General features: G+C 31.8%; 15 protein-coding genes. 13 read left to right on the forward strand and 2 right to left on the reverse strand.

Annotated elements, in window-relative coordinates:
• Positions 1–182 precede the first annotated feature (182 nt).
• On the reverse strand, positions 183–791 hold the full coding sequence (locus CBP76_RS08645; RefSeq protein ID WP_133120393.1) for a hypothetical protein: 609 nt from the start codon (positions 789–791) through the stop codon (positions 183–185).
• A 437-nt stretch (positions 792–1,228) separates the two neighbouring features.
• Between CBP76_RS08645 and CBP76_RS08650 the strand changes: the two genes are divergently transcribed.
• Both CBP76_RS08650 and CBP76_RS08655 read left to right on the forward strand, forming a co-directional pair.
• Entirely contained in the window at positions 1,229–2,509 is a 1,281-nt protein-coding gene (locus CBP76_RS08650) for a GHKL domain-containing protein (protein ID WP_102196504.1), read from the forward strand.
• The gene (locus tag CBP76_RS08655; protein ID WP_102196505.1) at positions 2,502–3,242 is read left to right on the forward strand and encodes a LytR/AlgR family response regulator transcription factor; all 741 of its coding nucleotides are present in this window, start codon (positions 2,502–2,504) and stop codon (positions 3,240–3,242) included. The genes CBP76_RS08650 and CBP76_RS08655 overlap by 8 nt, the downstream gene beginning before the upstream one ends.
• Before the next feature lie 134 nt (positions 3,243–3,376).
• Here CBP76_RS08655 and CBP76_RS08660 read toward each other — a convergent pair whose 3' ends face one another.
• Positions 3,377–3,589, reverse strand: coding sequence for a hypothetical protein (locus CBP76_RS08660; protein ID WP_102196506.1), 213 nt, complete (start codon positions 3,587–3,589; stop codon positions 3,377–3,379).
• 222 nt (positions 3,590–3,811) lie between these two features.
• On the opposite strand from CBP76_RS08660, the gene CBP76_RS08665 reads away from it, so the two are divergent.
• The 11 genes from CBP76_RS08665 (at position 3,812) to CBP76_RS08715 (ending at position 13,051) form a co-directional block, all read left to right on the forward strand.
• Positions 3,812–4,177 (forward strand): hypothetical protein, encoded by a 366-nt coding sequence (locus CBP76_RS08665; protein WP_102196507.1) that lies wholly within the window; start codon positions 3,812–3,814, stop codon positions 4,175–4,177.
• Between the two features lie 154 nt (positions 4,178–4,331).
• On the forward strand, positions 4,332–4,679 hold the full coding sequence (locus tag CBP76_RS08670; protein ID WP_102196508.1) for a helix-turn-helix domain-containing protein: 348 nt from the start codon (positions 4,332–4,334) through the stop codon (positions 4,677–4,679).
• Between the two features lie 93 nt (positions 4,680–4,772).
• The gene (locus tag CBP76_RS08675; protein WP_102196509.1) at positions 4,773–5,339 is read left to right on the forward strand and encodes an LOG family protein; all 567 of its coding nucleotides are present in this window, start codon (positions 4,773–4,775) and stop codon (positions 5,337–5,339) included.
• Positions 5,340–5,631: 292 nt separating this feature from the next.
• The gene (locus tag CBP76_RS08680; RefSeq protein ID WP_102196510.1) at positions 5,632–6,591 is read left to right on the forward strand and encodes a GH25 family lysozyme; all 960 of its coding nucleotides are present in this window, start codon (positions 5,632–5,634) and stop codon (positions 6,589–6,591) included.
• Between the two features lie 37 nt (positions 6,592–6,628).
• Entirely contained in the window at positions 6,629–7,162 is a 534-nt protein-coding gene (locus CBP76_RS08685) for a TetR family transcriptional regulator C-terminal domain-containing protein (protein WP_102196511.1), read from the forward strand.
• Between the two features lie 16 nt (positions 7,163–7,178).
• On the forward strand, positions 7,179–8,096 hold the full coding sequence (locus tag CBP76_RS08690) for a peptidoglycan recognition protein family protein (protein ID WP_102196512.1): 918 nt from the start codon (positions 7,179–7,181) through the stop codon (positions 8,094–8,096).
• Positions 8,097–8,216: 120 nt separating this feature from the next.
• Positions 8,217–8,987, forward strand: a complete 771-nt coding sequence (locus CBP76_RS08695; RefSeq protein WP_102196513.1) for a hypothetical protein — start codon at positions 8,217–8,219, stop codon at positions 8,985–8,987.
• Between the two features lie 169 nt (positions 8,988–9,156).
• A complete protein-coding gene (locus CBP76_RS08700) occupies positions 9,157–9,648 on the forward strand; it encodes a sigma-70 RNA polymerase sigma factor region 4 domain-containing protein (RefSeq protein WP_102196514.1) in 492 nt (163 codons plus the stop codon).
• Positions 9,649–9,752: 104 nt separating this feature from the next.
• Positions 9,753–10,688, forward strand: a complete 936-nt coding sequence (locus CBP76_RS08705) for a peptidoglycan recognition protein family protein (RefSeq protein ID WP_102196515.1) — start codon at positions 9,753–9,755, stop codon at positions 10,686–10,688.
• Positions 10,689–10,810: 122 nt separating this feature from the next.
• Positions 10,811–12,238 carry a hypothetical protein gene (locus tag CBP76_RS08710; RefSeq protein ID WP_102196516.1) on the forward strand — a complete coding sequence of 476 codons (1,428 nt, stop codon included), beginning with the start codon at positions 10,811–10,813 and terminating at the stop codon, positions 12,236–12,238.
• 15 nt (positions 12,239–12,253) lie between these two features.
• Positions 12,254–13,051, forward strand: a complete 798-nt coding sequence (locus CBP76_RS08715) for a YdcF family protein (protein ID WP_102196517.1) — start codon at positions 12,254–12,256, stop codon at positions 13,049–13,051.
• Position 13,052: the final 1 nt, after the last annotated feature.

Consider the following 13,052-nt stretch of genomic DNA (forward strand, 5'->3'; position numbering starts at 1 on the left):
AATACCAGAGGAACTAGAAGCCTATTTACCGTGGAACTTTAAATCATCACGATTGAAAACGACTAACGAAGATAATCAAAAAATCGCCGCATAAATGAACACACAAAATCATCCGCATTCTCAAATGAGAGTACGGATGATTTTTTATTTTTCAATACGGTCAGTTATTAGGTGCTTACTAATTATCCATGCCATGGTTCATTGTTAACGCCGTCTGGTCCAGAAACTTTTTCAAATGTTCCAGTGAGGTTGCCATTAACGTCATAGAAATTACCATTTGATCTAACAACCACTACTGTAGGATTGGGAGTGTTTTTTAGATAAACGTGATATCCATCTGACTGAACAGTAACATTAAATGAACCAGGATCTGCTTCTCCCATTGAGTGAGCTACTAAACTAACAGCTTGTTGTGAATTAGAGATTACTGGTTGTGCTTGAGTCTGTTGATTTGAAGCAGCTTGTCCTTGAGTTTGATTAGATTGTGTTGAAGTTCCTGTTGTTTGTTGAGTACTCTGACCAATAGAGTTGGTACTTTGAGATGTACTTTGTTGTTGGCTTGTGGAATTATCGGCATCTTTTTGATTGGACTTGCTATCGCTTTTAGAACTTTTTTGTTTGCTAGTTTTTTTGGATTTGCTACTCTTATTAGATTTCTTAGCAGATTCGGTCTTGGTCGATGAGTCTTTTGATTCTGTTGAATTCTGATTTGATGAGCAAGCGGCTAATGATGTTAGTAGAACAGCCGACACCATGATTCCCCCGATGGTACTTAAAAACTTATTTTTCATGATAATTCAATTCCTTTAGCATATTTTTTGTAGCAAGAAAACAAAACCGGTTACATAAATCACTCCCTATGAAATTCCCAAACTCAGTATTCATGTAGAATTTTAGCAAGATTTTATTAATAAATAAAGAATTTTAAAGATAATTTAATAACTATTAGAAAATCTAGTTTGAGTTGAAATGCTAATAAGTCTGCATGAAATAGAATTTGTATTTCTTTTGTAATGTTATTGTAACACAATTGTAATATTTTGAAATAGTATTATTTAAAAACCATACTAATTTCTATGTTCATTTTATTCAATATGCCCTCTATAAAAGGGTTTGGTCGTAAAATATACTTTTTTAATCATTAACGTATTGATGCGAATTTCATAGTTGTTATTTTGATATAATTTGAGATAGATTAATTATAAATATAATTAAGCGGGTGATATTTTTGGCTGTAACAATAATAGTTCAGGGATTTGTATTTCTTATGAATGCAAAAATCATGTTGAGTGAATTCAGATTGAAATGGGTCGATTTATTTATGGTTTTTGTTAATGTACCAATTGTCATATTGTTAACGAATATCAATCAGGCAGTATCTATTCTAGTTAGTGTATTTTTGAATTTATTTTATCTTTTTTTATTAACTTCAAACGTCAAAAAATCACTGGTATTGGAAGCGTTGATTTATGTAATAAACTTAACGGCCGATCATCTTTCAGATATAATTTTGAGATTGTCGCATTTTAATATTCCTTATATAGTTAGCTTTATTATGATTCAGGCATTATTTATGCCGATTTTGTACCTTATTGTCAGAAATAATAAAGAATCAGAGTTTGAAAATTTGGTTGGGATTTCAAAATTAGAAACGTCTCTGTCTGTACTCATATTAATTGTTTTTGGAATACTCATGACTTTTACAGAAATTCTTTCAGGAAATAAATTAGATAATTTGATTTATAATTTGTTGATTTTAGTAATGGCCTCTTTAATATTGTTAGTTATTCATTTTTCACGAATAAAGGATTTAGAAAAGAACTTTGATTTGCAAAAAAAGGAATTACAAATTAAAAATAATAATCGTTATATTCATGAAATGGAAAAACATTACAATGAATTAAGAAAATTTAGACATGATTATCAAAACACGTTGCTCTCTCTGGATGAGTATATTAGAACTGATGATATACAAGGATTGAAGAAATATTACAATGCAGAGATTAAGCCAATATCTTCAAAAATGGGGCAGGAAAAGTATAAACTTGAGGATATAAGTAAGGTTGGCAACAAGGAGTTAAAGAGTATTTTCTTCAATAAACTATATTCTGCTCAATTGGAGGGGATCAATGTATCGTTCGAATCAAAAAATGAAATAAAGAACTTTCATACAGATACATTAGATTTGGCCGTTGCTATGGGAATTATTTTAGATAACGCAATTGAAGAGACGAAGGAACAAGACCATGGGGTAATTCAAGTAGGTATTATTGATGTCGATACCGAGATTATGATTATTGTTCAGAATTCAGTACGTGATAATGAGTTACCTGTATGGAAAATGAAAAGGGCTGGTTTTTCTACAAAGGGAGCAAGTCGAGGTATGGGTTTAAGCAACCTTACTGAAATAATAAACAGAAATAAGAATCTAATGCTAGAAACCATGAAAGTAAACAATAATTTCTTGCAGAAGATTACCATTGAAGTAGGTGATATCAAGGATGATTGATATATTTGTCTGTGAGGACAACTATAAGCAACTAAATGAAATAGTCAGTTATATTAACAATTATGTATTAATAGAAAATCTTGATATGGAATTAAAATTAGCGACAAGTGATCCTTACAGAATTTTGAATTATTTGGAAAAAAATGATACTGAAAAGAGTCTCTATTTTCTCGATATTGGTTTATCGTCAGATATTGATGGGATTGAATTGGCAAAAAAAATCCGTAAAAATGACTTTGACAGTAAAATAGTGTTTATAACTACACATTCAGAAATGGTGTTTTTAACTTTTAAGTATCAAATTGAAGCCTTAGATTACATCTTAAAAGACTTTCCTGATGAAATTCAGGGGAAAGTAACCAGGGCGATTGATCTATGTAATGAACAATTTCAAAAAAAGGAATCAAAAAGTGAAGAATATTATCAAATTAAAACAGGTGATCAATTGAAGTCTGTTAAAATATCGGATATTTTATTCTTTGAGAGTTCACCAGTGCCACATAAAGTGATCGTCCATTTGATGAATGGTCAATTTGAGTTTTATAACACGATGAAGGAAATTGAATCTGAGAATGAAAAGTTTTTCAGATGTCACAAATCGTATGTTGTGAATGTTGATAATGTTGAATCGATCAATAGGCAAACTAGGAAAATTACCATGTCAGATGGGGAAATTATTTTTAGTTCTGTACTGGGCTGCCGTACTTTAGTTAAAATGAAAAATAATAATTAATAAAAATCACTCATGAATCTTATTGGGATTCATGAGTGACTTTTTATTTAGATAGATATTTTTCAAATGGTATAGTTTTTCCCCATTAGGTTTTTGTTGATTTTTTAAGTGACTTTTTTGTTAAACATAATTAATTATTTTTTTATATTAATCAAATGATAATAAACGAAGTAAACAATAGATAAAAATACGGTAATTGAAAATAACCAACCAAAGGCACCCTGTGGTTTATTGTAGGCAATAATAGGAGTCAGATACCACCAGCCACGAGTTGAACTAATAATTACAAAAATAGAAATTGTTAAAATCCAAAGTAATAGTAAAACTAATCTACAAATCCCTCGCATAGTTATACCTCCAGTAAACAATGATATATCTCAAGCATAATTCAAAAAATATTTAGTACAATGAAAAATCAAATAGATTCTAAAAATATTTTGATTCTAACATGATTATGATGAATAATATGTCTTTTATGATTAAATCAAGTGATTTTTTAATTGGAGTGATTTAATTGAAAAAGTGAGCATTAAAATTGATGCTATCTTTACAAAAAGGAATGTTAATTAATGAAAAAATTATTAGTATTGGTGGAACCACATTTTCATGCAGAACAATATGCGGATATATCAATTTCTAAAGAAAAGGATTTTTTAGTTTTAAAACGTGAAGGTGGCCCAAGTTCAGAAGAATATGAAGATGTTTTAATGGTTGATTTGAATAATCCTTCCAAAGCAGCTACAGAATTAAAACATTATATGCAGTTAAATGATTTTGAATTGTCAGGCATTATTTCTGCTAGTGAGTCGGTGAGATCTTTTGCCAATAACTTAGGGAGAAACGTTTTTGAGAATTATAATTCTTTTTATAAGAATTCAACTACTAGAAATAGTTATGTAATATATAGAAGACCCAATCTGAAAAATTTAACTTAGTAAACTCGATTGCTTGTATATCAACATTCGCAACCACTTTTGCCCGTGCCAGTTGCGCAAGTATAGGTTAACTTTTGCGTAATATTAGTACCTAATTGCTAGGTTGTTTAGTGATTAATTGTTATTATCGGGATAAAGAAAGGCGGTGGATGTCATGAAAAATCAATTTAGCCAACAGCTAGTAAAAATTAGACGTCAACGCAATTTATCTCAAGATCAGTTAGCTAGCCAGTTATTCGTTTCAAGACAGGCGATATCTAAATGGGAACAGGGAGAAACAACCCCCGATTTGAAAACCTTAGTTCAATTAACTGAAATTTTAGATGTTGATTTGAATGAACTGGTATTTGGTGGGACTAATCATGCAAAAAAAAATAATTATTCAGACGAAAAGAAGCATTCACAGTATAGACCTATGAACTTCTGGGAATTTTTGGCCCGCTATTGGTGGGTCTTGATAGCTTTGATGGCTTCAATTGCTGGAATTTTTTTTAATCGTTAGATATTCTAAAAGAAGATTAGCATTATTCGACTTTCTAGATAATCTCTTTAATGATAATATTTTTATATATTTTTGATTAAGAAGGGATAGTTTATGAAAAAAATTGCAGTTTATTGTGGTGCATCTGAAGGAAACGACGATGTATATAAAGAATCAATGATTCAACTGGGTGAATATTTAGCAAAGAATAATTTGGAATTAGTATATGGCGGTGGTGGCGTTGGTCTTATGGGACTATTAGCTAATACTGTATTGGATAATGGAGGAATCGTCCATGGTATCATGCCTAAGGAATTAATGGATCGAGGTGCCTCTTTAAATAGATTGAAAGATTTAAAAGTTGTAGATAATATGAGTGTTCGTAAAAAGATGATGCTTGAGGAAGCTGATGGCTGCATTGCTTTACCAGGTGGACCGGGGACCCTAGAAGAAATTGTTGAAGCATTTTCCTGGGCAAGACTAGGCGATAATAATAGTCCATGTGTTTTCTATAATATTTCAGGATACTACGAACCTATGAAATCAATGTTTGATAGTATGGTTAGTAAAGAATTTCTAACTAGCAATGATCGAGAAAAACTGCTTTTCTCAGACTCTTTGGAAGAAATATTTCGATTTATGGATAGCTATATTCCTCCTAAGATTCGTCAGTATAATTAAAGTGACATATTAGTTCGGATATGAACTACTACAGTGATAAAATATAAAATTATCAATTTTTAAAATTCATATAAAAATATCCTCAATCTAAAAGAAGACTGAGGATATTTTTTATTCAAAAGATTAAAAATTATATAGATAAATCAATAATGCTATTTTTCTTGATTTTTATTAAAAATTCGTTTTTCATCCGTGTTACGTTTTTGTTACTTCGTTGTAATAATTAATTAATATTATCTAAATACCCCTACAATAATAATCGTTGCAGACTAATAAAGGGGAGAATGGGTTAATGATTTTTAATAAAAGGGTTGTAGCTTTAATAACTACAACGGTATCTCTGGGGGCACTTTTTTTCTGTGCTACTAATGTTGATGCCGCTAGAATGGACATGGTCGATGTTTCTAATAACAATGGTGAAATGACGATCGATAATTTTAAAGATATGCATGATAATTATGGAGTGAAAGCAGCGGTTACTAAAATTAGTGAAGGCGGATCTTTCAAGGATGCCTATGCTGCTGGAGATATTAAGGCAGCTCAAGCGGCGGGATTATATATCAATGGCTATCATTATGCTAGATATAGTACAGTTGCTCAAGCAATTTCTGAAGCTGACTTTGCTGCTCAAACTGCTAAAGATGATGGCTTACCCGTTGGAGCTGTTTTGGCTGCTGATGTGGAAAGTTCAGAACAATCTGCTAACTCTAAGGATCAAAATAATGCTAATAATACGGCCTTTATGAATGAAGTCGCTAAATATGGTTATCGTTCTGATATTTATACGATGGGTTCTTGGTTAGGTACCAAGATGGACGTTAATAAAGGGTGGATTGCTGCATATCCATATGATGCTACCGATAAAAATTGGTATCCGAATGCACATGGTTGGCAATGGACTAGTGGTTATAATTTTGATGGTAGCTATGGAAACTTTGATGTTTCCCAGTTGTATGATGGCTTTTTTACCAGTTATGAGGCACCACAAGGCTACAACAATAGTGTAACGACAAATAGTAATATTGAAGATAGCTCAAGTAATAATATTAGCGTGATTAATGTTAATAATACTACGGGTTCTTATGTACCCGTTATGAGTATGCAATCTGATGGTAGTGTTAAACCAGTATCAAACCGTGCATTAGCTAATAATACACCATGGCAAACTGATCAAGTTAAGGAAGTAAACGGCATCACTTATCATCGAGTTGCTACTAATGAATGGGTAGATTCTAAATATATTGTTGGGTAGTAAATGATTTGTGAAATATTAAAGAGAAAGGTGATATATGTTAGTTTTAAAAACAATTATTGCCCTTATCGTTTTTGCTTTAGGACTTTTTAGTTATCTTGAGGGCATTTCACAGTTACATAAAAAAGAAATTAAAAGTAATGAATATCAAGTATGGTTTTATCAACTAGAAATTAATTTAAAAAAGAGATTTCCAGAGCAAGATGGTAGATTAAATTTATTGAATAAGGTAACGGTTGTTCTTAATTTTCTTTTGATTATTTCTTTGGGAATCTTTGTGTCCGGAATTTATATCATTAATAAAACGCCTGATGTTTCGCTTATTATTTGGGGAATGTGGTCTGGATTGATATTAATGATTATGTCATTAATATTCCGTAATCAATATTATCGTCTATATAAGAAGACGATTGATTGTTATTTGAATAGTACATTTGATGAAAGTATTAGTATCTCTTCGTATTTAAAGGTATTATTTCAAAACTTGATTGGTCGTCAAACAATGTTTGCATCAGGTATTTTGATTGTGGGAGCATTATTGTTTTATTTATATACGTTTTTATCACTATAAAAAGGGGAATATGATTATGAACAAAAGGAAACTTTCATTAGTTTCGATGTTGTTAACAACATTAGGGATTTTATTGCTTATATCTAACACTAATACCGTCAAAGCTGAATCAATCAATGATTATATTATCAATAATAAGGTTCAGCCAGCCGCAATTCAAAATCGGGAGGGTACTTTTGGTGTTTGGAGTGGTTACGAAAATGGTGTCGGTAAACCAGAAGGTGTTGTTATTCATGAAACTGCTATGGATAATACAGATGCTGAAACTTTAGTTGCTTCTTTTAATAATATTTGGAAACAACAGAGTGTGTATGTTCACGCTTTTGTTGATGACAAGGAAATTATTAATATCCACAACACTGATTATATTGTTTGGGGAGCTGGTGCTACTGCCAATAGTAAATTTATTCAAGTAGAACTATGTCGTGTACCAAGTGGGGATTATGATAAATTTACAAAGTCGATTGTAAATCAGGCCTATTATGCTGCTTCAAAATTACTTCAATATAATTTACCAGATACTCCTGGAGTGACAGTAATGTCTCATCACCAGACATCATTGAAATGGAAACAGACAGATCATGTTGATCCAGATACTTATTTCCCAACATGGGGCTATAGTATGGATCAAATGAATGATTTGATCAGTTACTTCTATAATAACTTGAAGAATACAGGCTATGCATATGGTACTAATGAAACTGGAAATAGTAATGGCGTTGATGATAAAGCAGTTATCAAAACAAAGAATACTAATGGTAATTTTGCTCCGTTAGTTGCCTTCAATGATGATGGCAGTGTAACTAATATTAATAACCGTGGTTTAGGAAATGATACTTTCTGGCAAACTGATCAAACTAGAGATCTTAATGGAGTAACATATCATCGTGTTGCTACTAATGAATGGGTAGATTCACAATACATTGTTGGGTAAGTAAATTACGTAAAATTTGTGTAAAAATTAAAAATTGCTACAACTGAGAATTTCGTTTTCTGATATATTCAAAGCGTATCTTAACAAGGTATAAATAAATCTCTTTAAGGAGAATCCTTTATGGTATCGCTATATCAGTTTAACGATAAAGAGATATGTAAAGAACTATTGCTTAATCAAAGTATATCATTATTATATCGATTTGAATCGTTCGAGGTAGATAGCAAAATTATCGCAATTTTGGATATTTCTAATTATGGTATTTCTTCTGGTAATTCCCTTATCATCCATGAGAAATTTGGGGTTTTCTTTGATATAAGGACAACCAAGGAATTAATCAATGAATTTTACAAGTTGAATGGAATAGGATTCGCAATGTCTAAGGCTATATATGCTTTGTTCAATTTTAGACATTATATGCCATTTGTTTTTGCATATGTCAGTTATATGCCAATGACCGGTGGAAGTAGAAATAGTTCGGATTGGGTAGGGTTACATTATATTGAGACCTATTACCAAGATAATAAATCGGCATATTTTACTACGGTACATGGTTATAAAATAAAATTGAATTTTCCACATGGTAATTTAGAAAATCGAATTCATGATGTCTGCATGATAAGTGAGAAGTCAGTTAGTCTCTGCAAGATTCTTTTGCAAGGAGGAATGATGGATTTGAATCCTCCGAGTAATACAGGGATGGTTCGTAAGCATGAGAATTGTAAGTGTAATAAACATCAATCATTGATACAGAATACACTTAAAGTAGATGAGACTACCGACCGAATAATAGATTATATATTAATACATTTAGAGATAGAGAATTTGGAAGCAAAAGAACTAATGAAGCTTTATAGATATAATTTGAACAAATTAAAAAGATTACACTGAAGTGAAGAAGAGAGTGCCTTGATTAGGTACTCTCTTTTTTTGTCGAGAAAATAAAATGCAATTAAGTCACTGGTTCTAGTTCAACTTAGCAATTAATATTACATTCAAAAGTTGATTATATTAGTAATTGCACAAGCGCTTGTGAGTAAAATGGAAGGAAACTCACAATATGAATTTAGAACCAGGTTTTCAACATGCTTTAAAAAATCAAAAATTGATTCATGGGGTATTAAAGAGGGTACATATTTTTAATACAAGAAGTGATTACGAGGATTATTTTCAAGAAGCCATGATCATATATGCAGAAACATATGTAAATTATTGTCAAAAGGAAGACGATTTGTCTAAGGTAAACCCATTCATTTTTCAAAAACTTACATGGAGGTTAACTGACATATTACGTCAAGAAAAGAAGTATTATGATATTCATTCTCTAGAGAAGTTTGATTTTCAAAGGGTTCCTGAAGAGCAAATATGCGTCGATTTAGGGTTCATAGACTTCTCTGAATTGTCGGAGTTTGAATTAATTTTATTGCAGGAACATTTCATCGAAAATGTATCTTTAGTAATATTGGCGAAGCGTTATAACCATACCTCAAGAGCTTTAAGATACCGTCGTAGCAAGCTTTTGAAAAAGTTGGAGCAAATGAGCGTTATCTGAATTTTACCATCTCATTACAGGTTTATTACTTTCGTTAAAAATGTAAAAAAACTTGTTATAATTTATAACGTTAAGGAAATTAACGGCGGGAAGGAAATATTAAAATGGTATCTAAAAAGAAAATTATGACTAGTGTTGCAACATCTGTTGCACTTGCTAGTATAGGGTTTACTACAGTGGGACAAGTAGCTCCACAATTGGGCAGCAATGTTCAAACAACAAAAGCTGCTACATCAGCAATCAATGACTATATCAATAACAACAATATCCAACCAGTTTCAATAACTAACGAAGAGGGAACATTTAGTTATTGGAATGGTTACGAAAACGGTGTTGGTAAGCCAGAAGGTGTTGTTATTCATGAAACTGCTACACCAGGGGCTACAGCTCGAAACGAAGTAACATATTTCAATCGTGAATGGTCAAACATCTATACATATGTTCATGCCTTTGTTGATAATAACGAGATCATAAATATTAAGAATACTGATTATACCGTTTGGGGTGCTGGTCCAACTGCTAACGCTAAGTTTGTTCAAGTTGAATTGTGTGAAGTAAGTTCAACTGATGCATTTGCTAGATCAGTTGCTAACCAAGCTTATTACACAGCTTCAAAACTTGTTCAATATAACTTGCCATTCACACCAGGCGTTACAGTTATGTCACATAATGATGTATCTAAAAAATGGGGTGAAACAACACATACTGACCCAGTTGGCTACTTTGCTAAATGGGGTTACAGCATGGATCAATTCTATGATCTAGTTGGTAAGTATTACAATCAATTGAAGGGAACAACTAATGGTGGTTCCGATTCAGGTAATTCAACTGATAATGGTAATGTCATCAACGTTGCTAATTCTAATGGTTCATTCGTTCCACTGGTAGCCTTCCAGGATGATGGTAGTGTTAAGAATGTTTCAAATCGTGGTTTAGCTAATAACACTCCGTGGTATACTGACCAAGTTAAATCATATAATGGTGTTGAGTATCATCGTGTAGCTACAAACGAATGGGTAGATGCTAGTTATATTAAATAGTTTCAAATTTAATAACAGATTATTATAAAAGACGCACTGAAAAGTGGGTCTTTTTTTGCTATCATTATTCAATAACAAGTATTGGTATAGTTGTATAATTGTTGTAAAGAAAGGCTTAAGATATGGGAAAAAAATTCTATGTTGTATTAAGTATGCTGTTTATTTTTGCCTTAGTTTTGGTGGGATGCAAGCCCAAAGAGACCTCAAGCGTAGTGTCATCTGATAAAACGTGGTATTTATATCAGGATCAAGGGGAAAATGATACAGTTTCAATTAAATTTTTGAAAGATCAACGAGCTGAAATTAAAGACATTACGACAATTGATGGTAAAGTTGGGATTAATCGTTTCAATAATCAATTCGATAATCCACAATACGTTTTAAACCGTGATGGCAAAACAATTACATTTAAAACCGCTAAGAATAACCTAGTTCTGAAGATTATAAAAAACTATCATGAGAATGTATATGGTAAACATATGAAGGGCTATTATGTTCAATCAGGTGGTCAGACTTATAAATTTGCTTATATAACCAAGCGTGATAGCAAATCCAATATTAGCAAGTCATTGAAGAAAAAGTCGCAATCAATAGCATATAATCAGCTGTTTGATCATATTATCAATGTTGATAGTAATACAACGCCGTTAACCGATAATGATAACCTGATTGGCAACTTTTATTTTTCAACGATTATTAATTATCGAAGAACAGATGGTAATCTAACGATAAATCAAAATGGAACTTACCAGATGACTTTAACTGAACATTCTGCTCAAAAATTATCAGATGAAACTGATAGTAAAGTGGTAATGACGACGCTGGTGGAAAGTGGCAATGTCCAGAACTTGTATGGCAAAATGTACTTAACACCTAAGAATCTAGTCACAATTGATTATTATTACCATGGACAAAATCAGGATCGTTTATTACCTAAAAGTGTTAACTTGAAGGTTGATTCTAAGGCCACTGGCAATCAGATAGGTCGGGCCAAGATTAGGATTGAAGCCGATGGAGATCAATTATATCTATATTCTAGTGACTATACGGTTAGAGTTAAAGATGGTCAAACAAATACGAAGGCTAATCTTTTAACCAAAACAGACACTACACAAACGAACTTAAAAGATGCTATAACTCAAACGAAAGATTATTATGATAAATATCAGGATAATCCTTTAACATCTAATGCTGATTTGATGCAATTAGTTGCTGCAATTTCAGATAATCATAATAAAAAAATTGGTAGTATAGGGGTTAATTTTGGTGATCAATATGGAACCAATTTGCAACCAAGCGATTATCAAGGTATTAGTGTTAATGGAAGCCAGCAGCCAGCTATGCAATATATCTTTTTGGTTTCACCCTCGTCTTATTCGGAAAATGGGCCTGCTGTAACAACAACCAAGGGGAAGTTTCTTATCTATGGGTCTTTGGACAATAAGCTATTCTTGTTAAAACAGCCAGATAAGGATTCAACAACGGTAACTTGGACTATGGTGAAGGACTTTCCATTAAACGTACCAGAATTAAAATTTACTTTGAATTAGATTTTGGAGGAAGATATGAATTTTTTATTGATGGCCATAAGTACTGTCATTGAATTATTAATGATTTTCAAAACAAGGTATGTCTATAGCCGTCATCCAATCTTTGCGATAGTGCTATCTATTTTGACCATTTTAGGATTTCCTTTACTATCGCTGATTGTTTCAAATTGGATTATTAGAGCCTATATTTTTAATTTTGGAGTAGTGAATTTATTATTTTTAATAATCATGTTGATATATATGTATCAAATTGGTTATTATCTTAAGAAAATAAAACCAGTTAACAAACCTGATTTCTTAGTAGTGCTGGGAAATAAATGTATAGGTCACCGTGTAACGCCAATATTAATGGAAAGATTAGATGAATCGGTTAAAATTTATCAAAGTTTGGACGTCAAACCGGTAGTGATTGTTAGTTGTGGTAGAGGAAAAAATGGACAAACTGCTGAATCAATATTGATGAAGGAATATTTACTTGGACAAGGGATTCCTGAGAATATGATTGTTGTGGAAAATAAGTCCATTAATACAATTCAAAATCTAGAATTTTCTTCTATTAAGATTCATGATCTTTGGAAGAAAGATAGGTTTCCTAGGGTTATCATAGTAACAAGTGATTATCATATTCCTAGAGCTAAATTACATGCTAGAAGATTAGGGCTAAAAGTGAGATTTGCTGCTGCAAGTACTATTAAAATGTTAAAGTGGCCAGCGATGTTTCGTGAGTTTACAGCAATTATCTGGTACCATCGGTATACAGTCTATAGTATTTTAGGGATAGCTATATTGTTTTCAATAAGTATGTGTATGTGAG

This window comes from Companilactobacillus nuruki, assembly GCF_002872255.1.
Taxonomy (GTDB): Bacteria; Bacillota; Bacilli; order Lactobacillales; family Lactobacillaceae; genus Companilactobacillus; species Companilactobacillus nuruki.